Consider the following 21,161-nt stretch of genomic DNA (forward strand, 5'->3'; position numbering starts at 1 on the left):
CAAGTCAAACGCTGCGCGTAGCCTCCACCGGAGGCACGCGCGAGGCCTTCACCGCCGGCGCCAGCACCGCGCCCTGCCCCAGCAACAGGAGCATCAGCACGCCGGTGACCAGGTACAGCGGCGACATCGGCTGCGAACCCATCCGGATCACCAGCCACACGTTCATCGACACCGCGAGCACCACGCCCAGCAGCACGCCGCCGAGGGTGATCAGCAGGTTTTCGGTAAGGAAGTAGCCGAGGATGTCGCGCTGGCGCGCCCCCAGCGCGCGGCGCACGCCGATCTGCTTGCGCCGCTGGCCGACCCAGAAGCTGGTCAGGCCGACGATGCCCGCGGCGGTGATCACCAGCAGCACGGCGCTGACCACGCCCATCAGCACCGCCATGCCGTAATCGGCGTCGTAGGCGCGCTGCCGGACCTGGGCGAAGGTCATCACGCCGTCGTCCTTCGGGATCATCCGCAGGCGGCTTTGCGCATACAGCGCATCCGGCGCTTCACGCATGGCGGCGGCGAGCTGGCCGGGCCGGGCGCGCACCAGGTAGAAGGTGCCGGGGCCGGTGAGCCGGGCCGGCACCAGCACGGCGTTGTAGGCGTAGGCGTTGGCCCAGCTGCCGGTCATGTGCGCCTGCAGCGTGTCGGTGATGCCGATCACGGTGGAGGGTGCATTGTCGGACGAGACGTAGATCGTCTTGCCCAGCGCCGAGCCGTGCGGGAACAGCCGGTGCGCCAGGTCCTTGCTGATGAGGATCTGCCGCGCGAACAGCGGGTCACGCATGCCCTGGCTGCCGATCTCGTCCGGGCGGAAGTTCCGGCCGGCGATCAGGCGCGTACCGAGCGTGGCCAGGCTGTGGTCGTCGGAGAAAAAGATGGCCGTGTCGGTGGTCATCTTCACCTGGTCGGGGCTGAGGCGCACGAAGTTGTCCCAGCCCGAGCCACGCAGCGGGAAACTGTTGGACGCACTCGCATCCTGCACGGCGGGTAGCCGGCGCAGCGCCTCCAGGTCGGCACGCATGCGCGCGTCGGCGTCCTGCGGCGAAAGCTTCTCGGGCCAGTCGCTGCGGATCACCAACAGGTCCGACTCCTGGACCCCGCTGGGCCGATCCATCCGCACCAGCCGCTGCTGGATGATGAATAGCGCGTTGCAGACGATCGCCAGGGTGAGCGCGATCTGCAGTGCGATGAGCGTGGTGCCGCCCTTGTGGCGGCGCAGTGCGACGAGTATGGGTTTGATGTGCATGCGGGGGCCTCGTCAGTTCGACTTCAGCTGCCAGGCCGGCTGCACTTTGGCCGCGCGCCAGGTGGGATAGAGCGCGGCGGCGACCGTGGCCAGCACGGCAACCAGCAGCGTGAGCGCCATCAACGACAGGTCCAGCCGGGCGAGCCGCGCAATTTCCGGCGCGAACAGCAGGCCCACGCCACCTACCCCGATCGCGGTGAGCAGCACGCCGAGCAAGCCGCCCGCGGCGCCGACGGTGCCCGCTTCGATCAGGAACTGGCGGTAGATCTCGCGCCGCGGGGCACCCAGCGCACGCCGCACGCCGATCTCCGCGCTGCGGCGCATGAACTTGGCCAGCAGCAACCCGATCGTGTTGACCAGGCAGATGACGAAGAAACCGAGCGCCACGATCAGCGAGATGCGGCTTTCCGGAGGCACCACGTTTTCGAACGCCAGCCAGTCCTGGACGTCGCGCAGGCGCACGTTCGGCGCCCAGCGGAACCGCCCGGCGCGTTGCTGCTCGGCCGCATAGCCTTCCAGGAAGTTGCGGTAGGCCGATACCTGCGCGGGCGTGTCGAGCTGCACCCACACCGGGATCCACGAACACTCGCCGCGCAGCCAGCCTTCGCGTCCGGTGTCGCCGCTGGTGTTGGGCGCACCGCCGCAGTTGTTGCGGCCATCGGTATCGATCGCCAGGTCGTCGGCGCGGTTGAACGGCATGTAGATCTGCGGCGCGTCGTCGAAGGCCGAGCCATCGAACAGGTCGAAGTAGCGCGGTTTGGGATCCCAATGACGCGTAACGCCGACGATGCGGTAGGTATGCCCGCTGAGGTCGATCTCCCTGCCGACGCTGTCGGCGCCGGCGAACAATTGCTCGTTGAGCTCGTGGCTGAGCACGATCACGCCGGCGCGGCGGTCGTCCTCCTGCGCCGACCACGCCGATCCGTATTCGAAGGGCACGTCGAACATGCCGAAGAAATCGGCGTTCGTGGCGTAGCCGATCGCCTTGAGCGGCAGGTCGCGGTTGCCCGCGGGCAGCACCGCCAGGGCGATCGGGTAGAGCAGCGTCTGGTGCGGCGCCTTGCGCGCACGGATCAGCGCGTTGGCGTCGGTGTAGGTCAGCGCCTCGGGCGGTTCGCCATCGTTGTTGTACTGCGGGCCTCGGTTGTCGATCAGTGCGGTGTACAGCCGCGAGGACTTTTCCGGAATCGGGTTGCCGGAGACCACCCGGAACACCGACCAGGTGATCATCGAGGCGGCCACGCCGAAGCCGATCGCGATGACCATCAGGGCGGTCAGCACGGGGTTGCGGCGCAGGCTGCGCATGCCGAGTTGGAAGTAGTAACCGAACATCCAGGGGTCCTGTTTGCTCCCTCTCCCCCCGGGGAGAGGGTTGGAGTGAGGGGTCGGGCGGAGCGAGGGCGTCCACGCCGATCCCGAGTTCCAATCCCGCTTTCGATGGAGTGCCGGGCGAGCCCCGCCCCTCACCCCAACCCCTCTCCCCTGAGGGGAGAGGGGCTCGGAATCACACCGAGCGCGTCGCCTCCACCGGCGGCACGCGCGAGGCCTTCATGGCCGGCGCGAGCACCGCGCCCTGCCCCAGCAGCAGCAGTGCGATCACGCCCGCCGCGACGTACAGCAGCGACAGCCGCTCCATCTCGAAATGGCTGACCATCCACAGGTTCATGCCGATCGCCAGCGCGGCGCCCAGGATCACGCCGCCGGCGCCGATCAGCAGGTTCTCGGTAAGGAAGTAACTGAGGATGTCGTGCTTGGTTGCGCCCAGCGCGCGGCGTACGCCGATCTGCTTGCGCCGCTGGCCGACCCAGAAGCTGGTCAGGCCCACGATGCCGGCGGCGGTGATCGCCAGCAGCACCGCGCAGACCACGCCCATCAGGATGGCCATGCCACGGTCGCTCTTGTAGGCCTGCTCGCGGACCTGGGCGAAGGTGCGCACGCCACGTTCTTCCGGGATCACGCGCATACGGTTGGTCTTGATCAGCAGCGCCGGCACCGCCTTGGTGAGGCGTTCGAGCTGCCCGGGCTGCGTGCGTACCAGGTAGCTGCCGAAGTTGCCGGTGAGCAGGCGGGGAATCAGCATCGAGTTCTCGGCGAAATTGTTCGCCCAGGAACCCGTCCAGGGCACCTGCAGCCGGTCGACGATGCCGATGATGGTGCTCGGCTTGGTCTGGCCGGAGTGGTACAGCACCTTGCCCAGGGCATCGCCCTTCGGATAGAGCTTGTGGGCCAGTTCCCGGCTCACGATCACTACCGGCGTGGTGGTGAATTCCTTGGCGTCGACCCAGTCGATCTCGTCCGGCCGGAAGTTGCGGCCCGCCACCAGGGTCAGGCCCATTGCGGCCAGCGCATGGTCGTCGGTGAAGTAGAGCGTGGTGTGCGCCATCTCCTTCTTCGCTTCCGGCGTGATGTTGATGCTGGTCGACCAGCCACCGCCGCGCAGCGGGTAGGAGTTGGACATGGTGGCGTCGACCACGCCCGGCATCCGGCGCAGCGCCTCCAGGTCGGTCTTGCCCAGCGACGGCGTCGCCTTGTCGTCGGCGCCCACCCAGCGGTTGGCGACGGTCAACAGGTTGGTCTCGATCATGCCGGTCGGACGGGAGAGGTGCTCGGTCCGCTGCTGGATGATGAACAGCGCGTTGCACACGATCGCCAGGGTCAGCGCGATCTGCAGCGCGATCAGGACGGTGCCGGCCTTGTGGCGCTTGAGGGCGGCGAGAATGGGCTTGATCTGCAGCATCGTCGTCGCTCCTTTAGTTGGACTTCAATTGCCAGGCCGGCTGGACCTGCGCGGCCCGCCAGGTGGGATAGAACGCGGCCAGCAGGGTGGCCAGCACCGCCGCGACGATGGTCAGCGCGACCAGCGAGCCATCCAGCGTGGCCAGCCGAGCGATCTGTTCGTCGAACACCCAGCCCACGCCGAGCACGCCCAGGCCGGTCAGCACCAGGCCCAGCGCACCGCCGGTCAGGCCGACGGTGCCGGCCTCGATCAGGAACTGCGCGTAGATCTCGCGGCGCGAGGCACCCAGCGCCCGGCGCACGCCGATCTCCGGCGAACGGCGCATGAACTTGGCCAGCAGCAGGCCGATGGTGTTGACCAGGCAGATCAGCAGGAAGCCCAGCGACACCAGCAGCGAGATCTTCGATTCCGGCGGCACGACCTTGTTGAAGTCCAGCCAGTCGGTGACGTTGCGCAGGCGCACGTTCGGCGCCCACTTGAAGCGGCCGGCGCGCTGCTGTTCGGCGGCGTAGCCGGTGAGGAAGCGCTTGTAGGCATCGGCGTCGGCCTTGGCCGGAAGCTCGGCCCAGTACTCGATCCAGATGCATTCCGAATGCAGCCAGTTGTCCCAGCCGGTCCCCGGGGTGTCGTTGCAGTTGTTGTTGCCCGCGGTGGTCATCTGCAGGTCGATGGCGCGGGTGAACGGAATGAACAGGCCGATCGGATCGCCGAAGCCGCCGGTGTTGACCGGGTCGAAGAACAGCGGCTGCGGGTCCCACTCGCCGATCACGCCAGTGATGCGGTAGTCGTGCCCGTCCAGGTTGATCATCTTGCCGACACTGTTCTTGCCGTTGAAGAGCTTGTCGTTGAGCTTCTTGCCGATCACCACCACCGCCGCCCGCGCGTCATCCTGCGCCTGCGTCCACGGGCCGCCGTAGAGGAACGGGATGTCGAACATGGCGAAGGCGTCGCCGTACCAGGCGTAGCTGTTTTCCTCGATCGGCAGGCGGCTGGCGTCGGCCGGGATCACCGAGGGCGCGATCGGGTACAGCGCGGTCTGGCGCTTGGCCTTGTGCGCCTGCATGAAGGCCATGGCGTCGGTGTAGGTGATCGCCGAAGGCGGCTCGCCCTGTTCCAGGTCCTCCGCCTTCCAGTTGGCGATCTGCACGGCGTAGAGCTGGTCGGATTTCTGCGGGATCGGATTGTTGGAGGTGGCCCGGAACACCGAGTAGGTGATCATCGAGGCGGCCACGCCGAAGCCGATGGCCATCACCATCAACGCGGTCAGCAGCGGGTTGCGGCGGAGACTGCGCAGGCCAAGCTGGAAGTAGTAGGCGAACATGTCGGGGTTTTCCGGATAGGTGAAGTTGCCGCGCCCGCTCCCTCTCCCCCGGCCAGGCCGGGGAGAGGCTCCATCGCCAGGATTCAGGCGTCGGCGACGCGCGCGTTGTGCGCGTGGAAGCGCGGCTCCTCGGACAGGTCGACCACCTGGCCGTCGATGATGTGCACGTTGCGCTGTGCGCGGGCGGCCAGCTCCGGATCGTGGGTCACCATCACGATGGTGGCGCCTTCGCGATGGATCTCCTCCAGCAGCTCCATCACGCCGCGGGCCATCTGCGTGTCCAGGTTGCCGGTCGGTTCGTCCGCCAGCAGCAGGCGGGGCGAACCGGCCAGCGCGCGGGCGATCGCCACGCGCTGCTGCTGGCCGCCGGAGAGTTCGGCCGGGTAGTGCTTGGCGCGCGAGGCCAGGCCCACGCGCTCGAGCGCGTCCATGATCCGCTGCTTGCGCTCGGCGCCCTTCATGCCGCGGTAGCGCAGCGGCACTTCGACGTTGTCGTAGACGTTCAAGTCGGGGATCAAATTGAACGCCTGGAAGATGAAGCCGATCTTCTCGTTGCGGATCTTCGAGCGGGCGTTGTCGTTCAACTGGCTCACTTCGATGCCGTCGAGGTGGTAGTGGCCACCGGTGAAGGTCTCCAGCAGGCCGGCGATGGTCAGGAAGGTGGTCTTGCCCGAACCGGACGGACCGGTGACGGCGACGAACTCGCCTTCCTTCACGTCGATGTTGAAGTCGCGCAGGGCGTAGGTCTCCACCACTTCAGTGCGGTAGACCTTGGACAGGTGGGTCATCTTGAGCATGGTTACGTCCTTCGGTGGTGGTGGTAGTTCGTGCAGGGAACGGAGGATGGGGAACGGGTAGATGCATCTGCGGCGTCTGGGGTTTCACCGCCCGGAGGTTTCCACGGCAAGGAGGCCGCCTCCGGATGCCACTGCTGCCTGTTCCCCATGCTCCGTTCCCCGCCTTGCGTCAGTCGCTGATCGCGACCTTGGCCGCATCCTTGAAGTTGTCGGTGCCGGAGATCACGATCCGGTCGCCTTCCTTCAGGCCATCCAGGATCTCGACCTTGTCGATGCTGCTGGCGCCCACGCGGATCGGCTTCTTCTCCGCGATGCCCTCGTGCACGACGTAGGCGAAGTTGCCGCCGGACTCGTCGACGAACGAGCCACGCTGCACGGTCAGCACGTTGTCGCGCTTGTCGAGCAGGATGCGCACCGACAGGCGCTGGTTCTGGCGCAGCTGCTTGGGCGTGTCGCCTTCGAAGCGAAGCCGGGCGGCCACCTCGCCATTGACCACTTCGGGCGAGATCGCGCTGACCAGGCCCTTCCAGGTGTGGCCGTTGCCGGTGATCTCGCCTGCCATGCCGATGCCGAGGTCGCGCGCGAAGCTTTCGGGCACCTGCATCTCCACTTCCAGCGCGGAGAGGTCGATCACGCTGAGCAGCTTGGCGTCCTTGGCCACGGTCGCGCGTTCGGCGATGAACAGCTGGCCGACCTGGCCGTCCACCGGCGACTTGACGTTGAGGTCGTCGACCTGGCGCTCGAGGTCCTTGACCAGGAGCTCCTGGCGCTCGTGCGCAAGCTTCTTGGACTTGATGTCGAAATTCAGGCTGTCGTTGTCCATGCCCAGGTCCGCCTTCGCGTGCTGGGTGGTCAGCTTGGCCTTCTGCAGGGTGTCCTTGGCGCGGTCCACGTCCATGCCGGAAACCGCGCCGAGCTTGAACGCCTTCTCGTTGCGGGCCAGGTCGCGCTCGGCCGCCTGCTGGTCGATCAGCGCGTTGTCGTAGGCCTTCTGCAGCGAGGAGCGCTGCTTGCGGGCGTCGATCTGCGCGCGCTGGTATTCGACCTCCATCGCATCGGCGTTGGACTCTTCCTGCAGCAGCTTGTTGGTCAGTTCGGGGCTGTCGACCACGGCCAGCACCTGGTCTTTCTTCACCGTGTCGCCCGCGTGCACCTTGAGCGTGACCGCGCCACCGGAGGTGGCATAAAGCGTGGGACTGACGGCCGCCACCACCTTGCCCTCGGCCGCGATGTCGCGCACGAACAGGCCACGTTCGACGGTGGCGAAGGAAAGCCGCGAGGCGCTCACCGAAGCGTCGGCCGAGAACAGCCGCATCGCGGTGGGCAGCGCAAGGGCCAGCGCCACCAGCACGGCCAGGCCGATGCCGCCGATGAGCAATTGGCGCTTGCGGTTGGGTTTGACCTCGACCAGGCGGTCTTGAGCGGAGGTGTCGCGAATCATCGGGCGGTCCTGACCTGAAGTGACTGGGGCTGGTTGAGCAATCGCCGTGCCAAGTCGGGTCGGAGCCGCGCAACCCTTGTGGTTGCTGGCTCTTCGCAAGGACACACTGGACGTGTCCGCTGTCCGCGGACACCGGCACGGACAGACGGACAAGTGGCCGGACAGGTCGCGGCACGGGGGACTGGATGCTTTTTCACCTGTGCGGCCTTTCTCCCCACGGAGAGCGTTGTGAGGGGCCGGGGCGGCTCGCGGGGATGCCCGTGGTAGCGCCGTCTTGCTTGTGGCTCTTGCGGGAATTTTCCGCGACTTGGCTCGCCTGCCGCGGGCTTCCGATCGCCTGCCGGCGCTCGGGTCACTTTTCTGTGCGGGCCCAAAGAAAAGTAACCAAAAGAAATGGCCTGCTAAGCCCGGGGTGGCTAAAAAGCTAGGTGCCTTCTCGTCTTTGCCTGGCCGACCTCTTGCTCTTAGAGGAGCTGCCGCCGCTTTACCGCGGGCGCTCGGAGCTTGAGGCAAGGGAAGCAACCAGCGGGTTGGCGATGTCGGCGCTGAGGGTTACTTCACTCATTAAACAGCCAGTCGCCGCGGTTTCGCCAACATGGATGCGCAATCAAAAAGCGAACGCACGATGTGCCGTCATGCTTGATCGATTCCGTCCATCGCCCTGGCGTCAGAACCGGCGGATCGCTCTTAAAAGGGAAAAAATCGGTAGCCGCTCCACGCCGCCGCAAATCCACCCTTGCCCCAACTCCCGAGCGCCCGCGGTAAAGCGGCGGCAGCTCCTCTAAGAGCGTGCGACCCACCAAACAAGGCGAGGCGGCGCCTAGCTCTTATCCCTCACCGGGCTTAGCAGGCCGTTTCTTTTGGTTACTTTTCTTTGGGCCAGCAAAGAAAAGTGACTCGAGCGCCGGCAGGCGATCGAAAGCCCGCCGCAGGCGAGCCAAGTCGCGGAAACCCTCACGAGAACCACAAGCAAGACAGCGCTCCTGCGGGCATCCCCTCGAAGCCTCTCACCCTACTGCCTGCTCGATCCGCTGCTTCATCGCCGCGTCGATACGCGGGACCAGCTCCAGCGCCGCGAGGTTTTGCTCCAGTTGCTCGCGCCGGCTCGCCCCCAGCAGCACCGTGGACACGTGCGGGTTGGCAAGGCACCAGGCAAGCGCAAGCTGGGCCTGGCTCACGCCCAGCTCCTGCGCGATCGGCGCCAGGTGGCGCACGCGCTCCACGCGTTCGCGCCCGGACCCCAGCACCGTCTCGCGCAACCACTCGTAACCAGGCTGCGCCAGCCGCGAATCATCGGGAATGCCGTCGTTGTAGCGTCCGGCCAGCAGGCCCGAAGCCAGCGGCGACCAGATCGTAGTGCCCATGCCGAAGCGCTCGTACAGCGGCGCGTACTCGCGCTCGACGCGTTCGCGGTGCAGCAGGTTGTATTGCGGCTGTTCGGCCACCGGCGCGTAGCAGTGGTTCTCGCGCGCGATGCGGTGCGCCTCGGCGATCGCGTCGGCCGGCCATTCGCTGGTGCCCCAGTAGAGCACCTTGCCCTGGCGCACCAGCGTGTCCATCGCGGCCACGGTTTCCTCGATCGGCGTGTCCGGGTCGGGGCGGTGGCAGAAGTAGAGATCGAGGTGGTCGACCCGCAGGCGCTCGAGCGCCTGGTGGCAGGCCTCGATCACATGCTTGCGCGAGAGCCCGCGCTGGGTGGGCCTGGGATTGTCCACGGCCCCGAAGAACACCTTGCTCGACACGCAGTAGCTGTCGCGCGGGAAGCGCAGGTCGGCGAGCACGTCGCCCATCAATCGCTCGGCCTCGCCGCGGTTGTAGGTCTCGGCGTTGTCGAAGAAGTTGACGCCCCGATCCCACGCCAGCGCGAGCAACTCGCGCGCTTGCGAACGCCCCACCTGCCGGCCGAAGGTCACCCACGCGCCGAAGGACAGCGCGGACAATTGCAGGCCGGTGCGGCCGAGGCGGCGGTAGAGCATGGCGGAGTCTCCACGAGCGAAAGTACCCATTGTCGCCGACTCGACCTCAAGATCCCGTAGGAGCGCACCCTGTGCGCGATCGCCGTGCGCGACTGTCCATGCGATCGCGCAGGGTGCGCTCCTACAGGGTGATGGCGATCAGTGCCAGCACGATCGCCGCGTAGGCGCCGGCCACCGCGTCATCGATCATCACGCCCAGCCCGCCCTTCATGTGCCCGTCCAGCCAGCCGATCGGCCAGGGCTTCCACACGTCGAACAGCCGGAACAGGCCGAAGCCCACGACGACCATCCACCATGGCGCCGGCAGCAGGAGCAGCGGCAGCAGCGCGAGCCATTGCCCGACGAACTCGTCCCACACCAGGCTGCGGTGATCGTCCACGCCGAGCGCGCGCCCAGCCACGTTGCAGGCCCATATGCCGAGCGCGAAGGCCAGCACCAGGACCAGCACGTACAGCGGCAGGGCGAGATGGCGCAACGCCAGCCACGGCAGGAGGGCCGCCAGCGACCCGAACGTGCCTTGCGCCACTGGCGCCAGGCCCGAGCCCAGACCGCAGGCGAGCCAGCCGGCGGGCGAGGCCAGCAGGCGGCGGCGCTGGTCGGGAGTGAGTTTCTTGCGGTCGGTCATGGGGGTTCCGTGGGTTGCGGCGTTCCGGCAGGCGCGGCGTTCGCGTCTAGGGCCCGAAATGATCCCAGCCGACGCGCGTGACGGCCAGTGGAGCACCGCCGACTGCGCGCACGCCCTGGCCTTCGACGATCGCACCGATGCGCGTGGCATGGCCTCCCGCCGCCGCCAGTGCCGCCTGCATGGCGCCGATCGAGGCGGTCGGCACGGTGAAGCACAACTCGTAATCGTCGCCGCCGGACAGGGCCAGCTCGCGGGCGGCGGCATGGCCGAACACGCTGTGCAGCGCGGGCGACAACGGCAGCGCGTCCAGGTCGAGTTCGGCACCGACGCCGCTGGCGGCGCAGATATGGCCCAGGTCCGCGAGCAGGCCATCGGAAACGTCGATGCAGGCGCTGGCATGCGCGCGCAGCGCCACGCCCGTGCGCACGCGCGGGGTCGGGCGATCCAGCCGCTTGCGCAAGCTGCGGTGCAACTCGTTTTCCGGATCGAACGGCACCCTTCCCTGCACCAGCCGCAGGCCGCCGGCCGCGCTGCCGAGCGCGCCGGTGACGAACACCGCGTCTCCCACGCCGGCGCCGCTGCGTGTCAGCGCCTGTCCCGGCGGCACGAAACCGTGCACCGCCACGCTCAGGCAGAACGGGCCGCGAGTGGTATCGCCGCCGACCAGCGCCACGCCATGTTCGCGCGCCAGCTGCGCGAAGCCTTCGGCCAGGCCGTCGACGAAAGACGCGTCGCCTCGCGGCAGGGTCAGTGCGAGCAACGCCCAGGCCGGCGTCGCGCCCATCGCGGCAAGATCGGACAGGTTGACCGCGAGCGCCTTCCAGCCGATGTCCCGCGGCGCGGTGCCATGGGGAAAATGCACGCCTTCGACCAGCGTGTCGATCGCCACCGCCAGTTGCTGGCCGGCCGGCACCGCGAGCACCGCCGCGTCGTCCCCGATCCCCAGCCGCACGTCCTCGCGCGCCAGTACGGTGCGTTCGCGGATGCGGTCGATCAGGCGGAATTCCATGGCGTGGCCGTCGGCTTTGGAACGCGCAAGCAGAGCATCCGCGCGCCCGCGAATGCAAGCCTTGGCGCCCGCCAACCCATGCCGAATGGCAGGGCCGCGGCGCGCATCGGGCTGGCTAGAATCGGGGCTTCTCCCGGGAGACGACACCATGCGACCTACCCTTCTTCGCCGCAGCCGCACCCTCGCCGCCTCGATCGGCCACCAGCGGCTGCTGCCATTGCTCGGCGGCCTCACCCTGGTCTGCGCCGCCGCGCTGGCGGACACGCCCGCCTCCCACGGCGTGCTGGAACCGGTGCACGCCTTCTTCGACGCCATGGCGCGCCATGACAAGGCAGCCATGCGCGCCCAAGTGCTGCCGGCCGGCACCGCCACGCTGATGCGCGACGGCAAGCCGGTACAGCTCACGCTCGGCGATTTCGTCGACCACGTGAAGCCGGGCAAGGAGCGCATCGAGGAGCGCATCGGCAAGCCGCAGGTGATGGTCGACCACGACCTGGCGGTGGTGTGGGCGCCCTACACCTTCCTGCTCGATGGCAAGCCGCATCACTGCGGCACGGACGTGTTCAACCTGGTGCAGGTGGATGGGCAGTGGCGCATCGCGGCCATCGCCGACAACAGCCGCAAGTGCGAACCATGAGGTGAGTGCCCGTAGGCTTCAGCCGGCCACTCTCCCAGCCCCAGAGCGGGTGGGTTGAAGCCAACCTACGAAACTAGCGGGCGCCCTTCTCGGCCGCGCGCAGCTCGCCCGCCAGCTTGTCCAGCACGCCGTTGACGTAGCTGTGGCCGTGGTCGGCGCCGAAGCGCTTGGTCACTTCGATCGCCTCGTTGATGACCACGCGATAGGGCACGTCGAGGCGGTACTTCAACTCGTAGGCGGCCAACCGCAGCGCGGCGCGCTCGATCGGATCGATCTGCTCGACCTCGCGATCCACGTAAGGCTTGATCGCTGCGTCGAGCGTGCCGACGTTCGCCTCGACGCCCTGCAGCAGGTCCTCGAAGTACTCCTGGTCGGCCACTTCCATGTCCTGCTCGTGGCGGAACTGGTCGATGACCGACTTCATGTGGCTGCCGGACAGCTGCCAGGCGTACAGCGCCTGCAGCGCGCGGCGACGGGCGCGCGAACGGGCGGCCAGGTCGATGCCCTGCGGACCGCTCATCACAGTTTCCCGTACAGGTTGGCCATCTCCAGCGCGGCCAGCGCCGCGTCGGCGCCCTTGTTGCCGGCCTTGGTGCCAGCGCGCTCGATCGCCTGCTCGATGCTGTCGGTGGTCAGCACGCCGAACGCCACCGGCACGCCGGAAGCGTAGGCGGCCTGGGCCAGGCCCTTGGCGCACTCACCGGCGACATAGTCGAAGTGCGGCGTCGAGCCGCGGATCACCGCGCCCAGCGCGATTACCGCCGCATAGCGGCCCGAGTTGGCCAGCTTGTGCGCGGCCAGCGCGATCTCCCAGGCGCCCGGGACGCGGACCAGGTCGATCGCCTCGTCTTTCACGCCGTGGCGCACCAGTGCGTCGCGCGCGCCAGCCACCAGTGGCTCGACGACGAAGCCGTTGAAGCGGCCGGCGACGATGGCGAAACGACCCGTGGGCGTGGCGAAGTCGCCTTCGATGATCTTCATTGCGAATCCTTGGGCAGACGAAAAGCCCTTGCGGGGCCGGGTATTTTACGGGTTTGGGGCGTCGATATCTCCTGCAGGAGCGCACTTGTGCGCGACCGGGGTGCATCCGGGTCGCGCACGGGGTGCGCTCCTACAGGGGCAGGTGCGGGTAGCCGGTGCACTCCAGGCGCGCCTCGCCCCCCTTCACCTGGAGCCGCGCCAGGCTGCCGAACGGCAGCGTGAGCTGGCGCGCGGCATGGCCATGCGGCAGGCCGTGGATCACCGGAACGCCGGCCATCCGGGCCAGCTGTGCGAACGCCGCATCGAGGTCGTAGCCGTTGTCGCGCGGGCCCGGGCGGCAGGCGTGGAAATCGCCCAGCACCAGCGCACGCTGCCTGCCCAGCACGCCGGACAGGTGCAGCTGATAGAACAGCCGCTCGATGCGGAACGGCGGCTCGGCCAGGTCCTCGACGAACAGGATGCCGCCGTCGATGGCCGGAAAATACGGCGTGCCGAGCAGGCTGCACAGCACGGCCAGATTGCCGCCCCACAGCGGGCCTTGCACATCCAGATCGGCCTCGCCGGCGCCGACCCAGGTGGCGATGCTGGTGTCCGTGCTCAACGTGCTCCAGAAATGATCCCAGGTGAAGGTCGGGCAAGGCTCGGCGCCGAGGTCCGCCAGCAGCGGACCGGCGAAGCTGCGCACGCCGCACTTCGCATACAGCGCCAGCTGCAGCGCAGTGAAATCGCTGTGGCCGACCAGCGCGAGGTTCGAATCGGCCAGGCGCTCGCGCAGCGCGCCGTAGTCGAGCTGGCCGAGCAGGCGCGCGGCGCCGTAGCCGCCACGGGTGACCAATGCGATGTCCGGCAGCTCGTCGAGTGTGGCCAGCGCGTTGATGTCGCCCGCACGCTCGGCCTCGCTGCCGGCGAAACGCAGCTGCGCACGCTCCAGCACGTCCAGGTTCTCCACCGTGCAGCCCGCCTCGCGCAGGCGAGCCACGCCGCGCATCATGGCGGCCGGATCGTGGGCGTAGCCGGAGGGGGCGATCAGGCGGATGCGGGCGTTGGGCATGGGCTTGATGGCGATGGAGTACGGATCATCCTAAGGCATGGGGAGCCTGGCGGCCTCACACGTACTGGACCACTTCCAGATCGAACCCGGCCAGGCCGACGAGCTTGCGCGGCGTCCCCATCACGCACAGCTTGTGCACGCCCAGGTCGGTAAGGATCTGCGCGCCCAGCCCGAGCTGGCGCCATTCCTGCTGCTGCGCGTCCTCCGGGGCGAGCGTCGCGGGCTGGCGCTTCAGCCGGGCCAGCAGTGCATCGGCCGTGTCTTCGCCAGAAAGCACCAGGAGCACGCCGCGTCCCTCGTCGGCAATCCGTCGCAACGCACTGGTGACGGTCAGCCCGAGGTCCTCGCGCGTCAGGTGCAGCACGTCCGACAGCGTGTTGCGCACGTGCACGCGAGTCAGCACCGGCGTGCCGTCGTCGACCGTGCCGCGCAGCAATGCGTAATGCAGGCCGTGGCGAATGGCGTCGCGGTAGGCGACCAGCCGGAACGGGCCGAACTCGGTGTCGACGTCCTCCTCGTGCACGCGCTGGATCGTCTTCTCCGTCTCCAGCCGGTAGCGGATCAGGTCGGCGATGGTGCCGATCTTCAGGCCGTGCTTGGCCGCAAAGACTTCCAGTTCGGGGCGGCGCGCCATCGAGCCGTCCTCGTGCAGGATCTCGATCAGCACGGCCGAGGGTTCCAGCCCCGCCAGCGCGGCCAGGTCGCAGCCGGCCTCGGTGTGACCGGCACGGGTGAGCACGCCGCCGGGCTGCGCGGTGAGCGGGAAGATGTGGCCCGGCTGCGAGAGATCCTGCGGCCTGGCATCGGACTTGACCGCCACCTGGATGGTGCGCGCGCGATCGTGCGCCGAGATGCCGGTGGTCACGCCCTCCGCCGCCTCGATCGAGACGGTGAAGTTGGTGTGGTAGGGCGAGGTGTTGTCACTGACCATGGGCCGCAGGCCCAACTGGCGCGTGCGCTGCTCGGTGAGCGTCAGGCACAGCAGGCCGCGCGCCTCGCGGACCATGAAGTTGACGTCCTCCGGCCGCACCATCTGCGCGGCCATGACGATGTCACCCTCGTTCTCGCGGTCCTCGTCGTCGAGCATCACGACCATGCGACCGGCGCGGAGGTCTTCCAGGATTTCGGGGATGGTGTTGAAGGACATGCGTGCAATCCGTGTGTGTTGCCCTCTCCCGATTGGAAAGGGCCTGGGGGTCAGGCGAAGCCGTGCTGCTTCAGGAACGCCTCGTCCAGCCGCGGCGCCTGGCCGCTGCCGATCAGCCGTTCGACGTAGCGCGCGATCACGTCCACCTCGATGTTCACCGCATCCCCCGCGCGCCTGGCGTGGAAAGCCGTGTGTGCCACGGTGTGCGGGATCAGGTTCACGCCGAAGCGGGTGCCGGCGACCTCGTTGACGGTGAGGCTGGTGCCGTCGATGCAGATCGAACCCTTGGCGGCGATGTAGCGCGCCAGGTCCGGCGGCACCTCGAAGGTCCAGCGCTGCGAGCGCGCGTCGGGGGTGATAGAGACCACCTTGCCCACGCCGTCGACGTGGCCCGAGACCAGGTGTCCGCCCAGCCGGTCGGCCAGCCGCAGCGCCTTTTCGAGATTGACCGGATCGCCGGCCTTGAGCCCGCCCAGCGTGGTGAGCGACAGCGTCTCGTTGGACACATCGGCCGCGAAGCCGCGTTCGGCGAGTGATATGGCGGTCAGGCAGACGCCTGACACGGCGATCGAATCGCCCAATTGCACATCGGAAAGATCGAGCTGGGCGGTATCGACGTGCAGGCGCACGTCGCCACCGCGCGGCTCGAGGCGCGCGATGGAACCCACGGTCTGGATGATGCCGGTAAACATCAGCGCACCCTCCGGCCGGAGGCGGCTGCAAAGCAAGCGACGAGGGACATGAAACGTTCTCCGCATGGGGTCAGCGAAAAACGCCTCAAGGCATGAGGCCGACGCACCGCCACGGCCTTTCGGCCACGCAGCGATGCGGTCTGCCGTCTTCTTTCATCCGGACTGTGGACCGCCCCGGATGACCGGAGCGGCTCGACCGTCGGCTCCGGCATCGGACCGGATCTGCTGACCCCTCGCATGGCGAAGGCGCTCGCGGGCTCGTGTCCTTACATCCATCCGGACACCTACCGCCGGTGGGGAATTCCACCCCGCCCTGAAGACGTTCGCCGGCAACGCCGGCGGGCGAAGTCTAGCAGCACCGGACCCCTCAGGCCTGCGCCAGCGCACCGGCCAGGTGATCGATCAGGCGACGCAGCGCCGGCGTGCGGTCCGCGCCGGGCAGCCACAGCAGGTGGATCGGAAAGGACGGCAGCTGCCAGTCCGGGAACAGGTCCACAAGACGCCCGTCGGCGACCAGGCCATCGGCCATGTAATCGCCCTGCAGACCGATGCCCACGCCGGCGAGCGCCGCGTCGCGAATCGCCTGCGCGTCATTGCAGGTCAGCACCGGGTCGATGCGCACCGAGCGCCGCTGGCGCTGCCGGCTGAACGACCACAGGGTTCCGCGGCGGTAGCCGCTGAAGGCGATGCAGCGGTGCGCCTTCAGGTCGGCCGGATCGCGCAGCGGCGGCGCCGCGGCCAGGTATTCGGGCGAGGCGCAGGCAAACAGGCGCATCGTGCCCACCCGGCGCGCCACCAGTTGCACGTCGGCCAGCCGCCCCAGCCGCACGGCCAGGTCCACCCGGCCGGCCACCATGTCCACGTAGGCGTCGTCGTAGGTCGCCTCGATACGCACGCGCGGATGCTCGCGCATGAAGTCGGCCAGCAGCGGCGCGACGCAATAGCGGCCGTAGTTGGCCGGCAGGTGCACGCACAACCGCCCGGCCAGCTCGCCATCCGACGGGCGCAGGCCGGCGGCGAGGTCGGTCATCACCGCTTCCATGTGCTGCCATTGAACCAGCAACTGCTCGCCGCGGGCGGTCAGCGCCATGCGCCGGGTCGTGCGCAGGAACAGCCGCGCCCCGACCGCCTCTTCCAGCGCCGCGATGCGCCGGCTCAACACCGACGCCGTGCAGCCGACCTCCAGCGCCGCGCGCGAGAAATTGAGCCGCCGCGCGGCCGCGGCGAAGGCGCGCAGTTCGCGCAGGCGGGTCGGCGTGAGGTCGAAGGATTGATTCATGTACTGAACAAAAGATCACCCATTCGTGTGGATTATCGCAAGTCGTCGATGGCGGGACCATGGCACCCATCCCCACCACGGAGTCACCGCATGCGCGCCATCCAGCTTTCCGCCTTCGGCCTCGACCAACTGCAGCAGGTCGACCTGCCTGCCCCGCGCCCCGGCCCGAACCAGGTGCTCGTGCGCATGGAGGCCGCCTCGCTGAACTTCCGCGACTGGATGCTGGTGGATGGCCAGCTGTATCGGGGCGTCACCCTGCCGATCGTGCCGGTGTCCGACGGCGCGGGCACCGTGGTGGAGGTCGGCGAGGCGGTGACCCGCTTCAAGCCCGGCGACCGGGTCACCACGTTCTACAAATCGCGCTGGATCGCCGGTGCGATGCGGCCGGAGTGGGAAGGCGCCGAGATCGGCGGACCGGAACCGGGTGTGCTGCGCGAACTGGCCTGCTTCGACCAGTACTCGCTGGCGCGCGCACCTGGTCATTTGAGCAGCCTGCAGGCCGCCACGCTGCCGATCGCCGGCCTCACCGCCTGGCAGGTGCTGGAAACCGCCCGCATCACCACCGGCCAGACCGTGCTGCTGCTCGGCACCGGCGGCGTGTCTATGTTCGCGCTGCAGTTCGCGAAGTTGCGTGGCGCGCGGGCGATCGTGCTGTCCTCCAGCGACGACAAGCTGGAGCGCGCGAAGGCGCTGGGCGCGGACATCGGCATCAACTACGCGAAGCACCCGCAATGGGGCGCTCTGGTGCGCGAAGCCAGCGGCGGCGCCGGCGTGGACGCGGTGGTCGAGACCGTCGGCGCGGCCACCCTGGCGCAATCGCTGGAGGCCGTGCGCATGCATGGCTTCATCGGCGTGCTCGGCTGGCTCGGCGGGATGGAGGCTACGTTGCCGCTGTCCAACGTTGTGCTCAAGCGCGTGCGCATCCAGGGCATCTCGGTCGCGCCGCTGGAGGAACACGAGCGGATGGTCGCGGCGATCGAGGCCACCGGTCTGGAGCCGGTGATCGACCGCGTCTACGGGCTCGACCAGGTGCGCGAGGCGTTCGAGCACCTGGTCGCAGGCCGGCATTTCGGGAAGCTTGCGATCGACTTCAACGCATGAGAAGGCGCCAATGAAGGCGCTGCGCTCGACCGCTCAGGGAGTTCAGCCCGCCGCGCGCAGGCGCAAGCGCAAGTCCTGCCCCACCATGCGCTGGTCGAGCACCTCCAGCTGCCAGCGGTCGGCCATGGTGGCCAGCGGGGGCAGTTCAAGCAGCGGCCGGGCCTGATCGCCCAGCAGCACCGGCGCGACGTAGAGCAGCAGTTCGTCGGCGAGCCCTTGCGCGAACAGCGCACCGCACAGCGCCGGGCCGGCTTCGACGTGGACCTCGTTGATCTCGCGCCGGGCCAGGGCGGCGAGCGCGGCCGCCAGGTCGAGGCGGCCGGCGTGGCTGGCGACGGGCAGTCGCTCGACCTTCGCGAGATGGGGCGCGACGGGCGCGTCCGCCGCATGCACCAGCAGGGTGGGCGCCGCCGCATCGAGCACGTGGCTGCCCACCGGCGTGCGCAGGCGCGTGTCGAGAACCACGCGCCAGGGCGGCACCGGCGCCCCGGCCTCCCCTTCCACGTGGCGTACGGTGAGGTGTGGATTGTCGGCCAGCACCGTGCCACTGCCGGAAAGGATGGCGGAGCTTCTCGCGCGCCAGCGCTGCACGTCGGCGCGGGCGGCTTCGCCGGTGATCCATTTCGACTCGCCGTTGGCCAGCGCCGTGCGGCCGTCCAGGCTCATCGCCAGCTTCACGCGCACCCACGGGCGGCCACGCTCGATGCGGCTGAAGAAGCCGATATTGAGTTCGCGCGCCTGCTCGCGTAGCAGTCCGCTTTCGACCGCGATGCCGGCCGCGCGCAGCTTCGCGATCCCGTTGCCGGCCACCTGCGGGAAGGAATCTTCCGCGGCGATCACCACCCGCGCCACGCCGGCGGCCACCAGCGCATCGGCACACGGCGGCGTGCGGCCGAAATGCGCGCAGGGCTCCAGCGTCACGTACGCGGTGGCGCCACGCGCCGCCTCCTTCGCTTCGCGCAGCGCGAATACCTCGGCATGCGGCTCACCGGCGCGCTGGTGCCAGCCGGTGCCGACCACCCGTTCGCCGTGCGCGATCACGCAACCTACGCGCGGGTTGGGCTGGGTGGTGCAAAGCCCGCGCTCGGCCAGGCGCAGCGCGTGCGCCATGTGCAGGTGGTCGATGCTGGTGAACGCTTCGGTCATGGCGTCGCTGTCGCAGGGTGGGTTTCAGCCACCGCTTTTTCCGCATCAGGCCGTTGGCCCAAGCCCACCCTACTTCGGTCCACGCTTACCTGGCAGGCCGCTTGCTGCCGCCGAGCAGCGGCAACTGCAGGGCATCGAGCCCAGGCAGGTCGCGCTCGAGCTTCTCGATCTCCTCGCGGAACGCCTGCACATCCTCGAACTTGCGGTAGACCGAGGCAAAGCGCACGTAGGCGACCTGGTCGAGCTTCTTCAACTCGCGCATCACCAGCTCGCCGACCTGGCGCGAAGGGACTTCGCGCTCGCCGCTGCGGCGCAGGTCGTTGATGATCTCGCGCACCGCGTGGTCGACGTCGTGGCTGGCGACCGGCCGCTTCTGCAGCGCGCGCTCGAAGCTAGTGCGCAACTTGCGCTCGTCGAACACCTCCCGCCGCTCGCCACTCTTGACGATCGCGGGCAGTTTCAGCTCCGCCGTCTCGAAGGTGTTGAAGCGCTCGCCGCACTGCGGGCATTCGCGACGACGGCGCACGGTAGCGCCGTCCTCGGTCAGCCGCGAGTCGATCACGCGGGTGTCTTCGTGCTGGCAGAAAGGACAGTGCATCCGGTGCCGGTCAGCCGTAAACCGGGAAGTTCTTGCACTGCGCCTCGACCTGCGCGCGCACCCTGGCGATCACCGCCTCGTCGCCCGGCGCGTCGAGCACATCGCACAGCCAGTTGGCCAGGTCCACGCAGTCGGCTTCCTTGTAACCGCGGGTGGTGACGGCCGGGGTGCCCACGCGCAGGCCCGAGGTGACGAAGGGCTTCTGCGGATCGTTCGGCACGGCGTTCTTGTTGACCGTGATGTGCGCCTTGCCCAGCGCCGCTTCCGCGTCCTTGCCGGTGACGCCCTTGCCGATCATGTCGACCAGCATCAGATGGTTCTCGGTGCCGCCGGAGACGATCTTGTAGCCGCGCTCGATGATCGTCTTCGCCATCGCTTGCGCGTTCTTCACCACCTGCGCTTGGTAGGCCTTGAAGTCCGGCTCCAGCGCTTCCTTGAAAGCCACCGCCTTGGCCGCGATCACGTGCATCAGCGGGCCACCCTGGATGCCGGGGAACACGATCGACTGCAGTTTCTTCTCGATCTCCTCGCCCGCTTCGCCCATGGCGTCGCGGCTGGCCACGATGATGCCGCCACGCGGGCCGCGCAGGGTCTTGTGGGTGGTCGAGGTGACCACGTGTGCGTGCGGCAGCGGGCTCGGGTAGACGCCGGCGGCGATCAGGCCCGCCACGTGCGCCATGTCGACGAAGAAGTAGGCGCCGACCGAGTCGGCAATCTGGCGCATGCGCTTCCAGTCGACTACCTGCGAGTAGGCGGAGAAGCCGCCCACCAGCATCTTCGGCTTGTGCTCGTCGGCGAGGCGCTGGACCTCGTCGTAGTCGATCAGGCCGGCGTCGTTCACGCCGTACTGCACGGCATTGAACAGCTTGCCGGAGATGTTGACCTTGGCGCCGTGGGTGAGATGGCCGCCATGGGCGAGCGACATGCCCAGGATGGTGTCGCCCGGCGAGAGCAGCGCCAGGTAGACCGCCTGGTTCGCCTGCGAGCCCGAGTGCGGTTGCACGTTGGCGTAGGTGGCGCCGAACAGCTGCTTGACGCGGTCGATGGCCAGGCGCTCGGCCACGTCCACGTACTCGCAGCCGCCGTAGTAGCGCTTGCCGGGGTAGCCCTCGGCGTACTTGTTGGTCAACACCGAGCCCTGCGCTTCCATCACGCGCGGGCTGGCGTAGTTCTCCGAGGCGATCAGCTCGACGTGGTCTTCCTGGCGACGCGCTTCGTCGGCGATGGCCTTGGCCAGCTCAGGGTCGAAACCTTCGATCGTGCAATCCTTCGGGAACATGCGTCGCCTCGGCGTTCTGGGAGCGGGGGAATAGCCGAAAAGTGTAGCCCTCGTGGGCATTCACGGCCACTGCGGGTGCTTGTGGCGAGTTTGCGTACGATGTACCG

The 21,161-nt window shown here is 68.4% G+C and carries 20 protein-coding genes and 1 riboswitch; of the genes, 2 read left to right on the forward strand and 18 right to left on the reverse strand.

Translation table 11 applies throughout. The features are described 5' to 3' along the window. Positions 1-4 precede the first annotated feature (4 nt). From ACFWZ4_RS05210 to thiL, 9 genes are all read right to left on the reverse strand, one after another. On the reverse strand, positions 5-1,237 hold the full coding sequence (locus tag ACFWZ4_RS05210) for an ABC transporter permease (RefSeq protein ID WP_439703649.1): 1,233 nt from the start codon (positions 1,235-1,237) through the stop codon (positions 5-7). 12 nt (positions 1,238-1,249) lie between these two features. Further along, the gene (locus tag ACFWZ4_RS05215) at positions 1,250-2,569 is read right to left on the reverse strand and encodes an ABC transporter permease (protein ID WP_439703650.1); all 1,320 of its coding nucleotides are present in this window, start codon (positions 2,567-2,569) and stop codon (positions 1,250-1,252) included. Between the two features lie 172 nt (positions 2,570-2,741). Further along, positions 2,742-3,974 carry an ABC transporter permease gene (locus tag ACFWZ4_RS05220; RefSeq protein ID WP_439703651.1) on the reverse strand — a complete coding sequence of 411 codons (1,233 nt, stop codon included), beginning with the start codon at positions 3,972-3,974 and terminating at the stop codon, positions 2,742-2,744. Positions 3,975-3,987: 13 nt separating this feature from the next. After that, a complete protein-coding gene (locus ACFWZ4_RS05225; protein WP_439703652.1) occupies positions 3,988-5,295 on the reverse strand; it encodes an ABC transporter permease in 1,308 nt (435 codons plus the stop codon). A gap of 83 nt (positions 5,296-5,378) precedes the next feature. Next, a complete protein-coding gene (locus tag ACFWZ4_RS05230) occupies positions 5,379-6,092 on the reverse strand; it encodes an ABC transporter ATP-binding protein (protein ID WP_327475897.1) in 714 nt (237 codons plus the stop codon). Positions 6,093-6,261: 169 nt separating this feature from the next. Further along, positions 6,262-7,533 (reverse strand): efflux RND transporter periplasmic adaptor subunit, encoded by a 1,272-nt coding sequence (locus ACFWZ4_RS05235; RefSeq protein ID WP_439703653.1) that lies wholly within the window; start codon positions 7,531-7,533, stop codon positions 6,262-6,264. A 1,007-nt stretch (positions 7,534-8,540) separates the two neighbouring features. After that, the gene (locus tag ACFWZ4_RS05240) at positions 8,541-9,509 is read right to left on the reverse strand and encodes a potassium channel beta subunit family protein (RefSeq protein WP_439703654.1); all 969 of its coding nucleotides are present in this window, start codon (positions 9,507-9,509) and stop codon (positions 8,541-8,543) included. A 121-nt stretch (positions 9,510-9,630) separates the two neighbouring features. Further along, positions 9,631-10,134 carry a phosphatidylglycerophosphatase A family protein gene (locus ACFWZ4_RS05245; protein ID WP_439703655.1) on the reverse strand — a complete coding sequence of 168 codons (504 nt, stop codon included), beginning with the start codon at positions 10,132-10,134 and terminating at the stop codon, positions 9,631-9,633. 46 nt (positions 10,135-10,180) lie between these two features. Continuing rightward, positions 10,181-11,143, reverse strand: coding sequence for a thiamine-phosphate kinase (gene thiL, locus ACFWZ4_RS05250; RefSeq protein WP_439703656.1), 963 nt, complete (start codon positions 11,141-11,143; stop codon positions 10,181-10,183). A 148-nt stretch (positions 11,144-11,291) separates the two neighbouring features. Between thiL and ACFWZ4_RS05255 the strand changes: the two genes are divergently transcribed. After that, a complete protein-coding gene (locus ACFWZ4_RS05255; RefSeq protein WP_439703657.1) occupies positions 11,292-11,780 on the forward strand; it encodes a nuclear transport factor 2 family protein in 489 nt (162 codons plus the stop codon). Between the two features lie 73 nt (positions 11,781-11,853). On the opposite strand, the gene nusB is transcribed toward ACFWZ4_RS05255, so the two are convergent. From nusB to ACFWZ4_RS05285, 6 genes are all read right to left on the reverse strand, one after another. After that, on the reverse strand, positions 11,854-12,300 hold the full coding sequence (gene nusB, locus ACFWZ4_RS05260) for a transcription antitermination factor NusB (RefSeq protein WP_231321305.1): 447 nt from the start codon (positions 12,298-12,300) through the stop codon (positions 11,854-11,856). Continuing rightward, positions 12,300-12,761: a 6,7-dimethyl-8-ribityllumazine synthase gene (gene ribH, locus ACFWZ4_RS05265; protein ID WP_439703658.1), complete on the reverse strand. Its 462-nt coding sequence runs from the start codon at positions 12,759-12,761 to the stop codon at positions 12,300-12,302. The genes nusB and ribH overlap by 1 nt, the downstream gene beginning before the upstream one ends. 130 nt (positions 12,762-12,891) lie before the next feature. Next, positions 12,892-13,812, reverse strand: a complete 921-nt coding sequence (gene ldcA / locus ACFWZ4_RS05270) for a muramoyltetrapeptide carboxypeptidase (RefSeq protein WP_439703659.1) — start codon at positions 13,810-13,812, stop codon at positions 12,892-12,894. A 55-nt stretch (positions 13,813-13,867) separates the two neighbouring features. After that, on the reverse strand, positions 13,868-14,959 hold the full coding sequence (gene ribBA / locus ACFWZ4_RS05275; RefSeq protein WP_439703660.1) for a bifunctional 3,4-dihydroxy-2-butanone-4-phosphate synthase/GTP cyclohydrolase II: 1,092 nt from the start codon (positions 14,957-14,959) through the stop codon (positions 13,868-13,870). A gap of 50 nt (positions 14,960-15,009) precedes the next feature. Beyond that, positions 15,010-15,651, reverse strand: a complete 642-nt coding sequence (locus ACFWZ4_RS05280; protein WP_439703661.1) for a riboflavin synthase — start codon at positions 15,649-15,651, stop codon at positions 15,010-15,012. A 141-nt stretch (positions 15,652-15,792) separates the two neighbouring features. Next, positions 15,793-15,976, reverse strand: a riboswitch (FMN riboswitch). A 42-nt stretch (positions 15,977-16,018) separates the two neighbouring features. Continuing rightward, entirely contained in the window at positions 16,019-16,930 is a 912-nt protein-coding gene (locus ACFWZ4_RS05285) for a LysR substrate-binding domain-containing protein (RefSeq protein ID WP_439703662.1), read from the reverse strand. A gap of 90 nt (positions 16,931-17,020) precedes the next feature. On the opposite strand from ACFWZ4_RS05285, the gene ACFWZ4_RS05290 reads away from it, so the two are divergent. Continuing rightward, entirely contained in the window at positions 17,021-18,031 is a 1,011-nt protein-coding gene (locus ACFWZ4_RS05290) for a zinc-dependent alcohol dehydrogenase family protein (protein ID WP_439703663.1), read from the forward strand. A gap of 42 nt (positions 18,032-18,073) precedes the next feature. On the opposite strand, the gene ribD is transcribed toward ACFWZ4_RS05290, so the two are convergent. The 3 genes from ribD to glyA all read right to left on the reverse strand — a co-directional run bounded on the left by ribD (position 18,074) and on the right by glyA (position 21,054). Further along, entirely contained in the window at positions 18,074-19,177 is a 1,104-nt protein-coding gene (gene ribD, locus ACFWZ4_RS05295; RefSeq protein WP_439703664.1) for a bifunctional diaminohydroxyphosphoribosylaminopyrimidine deaminase/5-amino-6-(5-phosphoribosylamino)uracil reductase RibD, read from the reverse strand. 85 nt (positions 19,178-19,262) lie between these two features. Continuing rightward, a complete protein-coding gene (gene nrdR, locus ACFWZ4_RS05300; protein WP_439703665.1) occupies positions 19,263-19,775 on the reverse strand; it encodes a transcriptional regulator NrdR in 513 nt (170 codons plus the stop codon). Between the two features lie 10 nt (positions 19,776-19,785). After that, positions 19,786-21,054 (reverse strand): serine hydroxymethyltransferase, encoded by a 1,269-nt coding sequence (gene glyA, locus ACFWZ4_RS05305; protein ID WP_439703666.1) that lies wholly within the window; start codon positions 21,052-21,054, stop codon positions 19,786-19,788. Positions 21,055-21,161: the final 107 nt, after the last annotated feature.

This window comes from Frateuria sp. GZRe12, assembly GCF_051900535.1.
Lineage (GTDB): Bacteria > Pseudomonadota > Gammaproteobacteria > Xanthomonadales > Rhodanobacteraceae > Frateuria_A.

Excerpts from the sequence above, each read along its gene's own strand:
- ACFWZ4_RS05255 (WP_439703657.1), top strand. The coding sequence starts at position 11,292 with ATGCGACCTACCCTTCTTCGCCGCAGCCGCACCCTCGCCGCCTCGATC.
- ribBA (WP_439703660.1), bottom strand. The coding sequence starts at position 14,959 with ATGTCCTTCAACACCATCCCCGAAATCCTGGAAGACCTCCGCGCCGGT.
- ACFWZ4_RS05235 (WP_439703653.1), bottom strand. The coding sequence starts at position 7,533 with ATGATTCGCGACACCTCCGCTCAAGACCGCCTGGTCGAGGTCAAACCC.
- ACFWZ4_RS05220 (WP_439703651.1), bottom strand. The coding sequence starts at position 3,974 with ATGCTGCAGATCAAGCCCATTCTCGCCGCCCTCAAGCGCCACAAGGCC.
- ACFWZ4_RS05230 (WP_327475897.1), bottom strand. The coding sequence starts at position 6,092 with ATGCTCAAGATGACCCACCTGTCCAAGGTCTACCGCACTGAAGTGGTG.
- glyA (WP_439703666.1), bottom strand. The coding sequence starts at position 21,054 with ATGTTCCCGAAGGATTGCACGATCGAAGGTTTCGACCCTGAGCTGGCC.
- ACFWZ4_RS05290 (WP_439703663.1), top strand. The coding sequence starts at position 17,021 with ATGCGCGCCATCCAGCTTTCCGCCTTCGGCCTCGACCAACTGCAGCAG.
- nrdR (WP_439703665.1), bottom strand. The coding sequence starts at position 19,775 with ATGCACTGTCCTTTCTGCCAGCACGAAGACACCCGCGTGATCGACTCG.
- ACFWZ4_RS05285 (WP_439703662.1), bottom strand. The coding sequence starts at position 16,930 with ATGAATCAATCCTTCGACCTCACGCCGACCCGCCTGCGCGAACTGCGC.
- ribH (WP_439703658.1), bottom strand. The coding sequence starts at position 12,761 with ATGAAGATCATCGAAGGCGACTTCGCCACGCCCACGGGTCGTTTCGCC.
- ldcA (WP_439703659.1), bottom strand. The coding sequence starts at position 13,812 with ATGCCCAACGCCCGCATCCGCCTGATCGCCCCCTCCGGCTACGCCCAC.
- ACFWZ4_RS05210 (WP_439703649.1), bottom strand. The coding sequence starts at position 1,237 with ATGCACATCAAACCCATACTCGTCGCACTGCGCCGCCACAAGGGCGGC.
- ACFWZ4_RS05225 (WP_439703652.1), bottom strand. The coding sequence starts at position 5,295 with ATGTTCGCCTACTACTTCCAGCTTGGCCTGCGCAGTCTCCGCCGCAAC.
- ACFWZ4_RS05280 (WP_439703661.1), bottom strand. The coding sequence starts at position 15,651 with ATGTTTACCGGCATCATCCAGACCGTGGGTTCCATCGCGCGCCTCGAG.
- ACFWZ4_RS05240 (WP_439703654.1), bottom strand. The coding sequence starts at position 9,509 with ATGCTCTACCGCCGCCTCGGCCGCACCGGCCTGCAATTGTCCGCGCTG.
- ribD (WP_439703664.1), bottom strand. The coding sequence starts at position 19,177 with ATGACCGAAGCGTTCACCAGCATCGACCACCTGCACATGGCGCACGCG.
- nusB (WP_231321305.1), bottom strand. The coding sequence starts at position 12,300 with ATGAGCGGTCCGCAGGGCATCGACCTGGCCGCCCGTTCGCGCGCCCGT.
- ACFWZ4_RS05245 (WP_439703655.1), bottom strand. The coding sequence starts at position 10,134 with ATGACCGACCGCAAGAAACTCACTCCCGACCAGCGCCGCCGCCTGCTG.
- thiL (WP_439703656.1), bottom strand. The coding sequence starts at position 11,143 with ATGGAATTCCGCCTGATCGACCGCATCCGCGAACGCACCGTACTGGCG.
- ACFWZ4_RS05215 (WP_439703650.1), bottom strand. The coding sequence starts at position 2,569 with ATGTTCGGTTACTACTTCCAACTCGGCATGCGCAGCCTGCGCCGCAAC.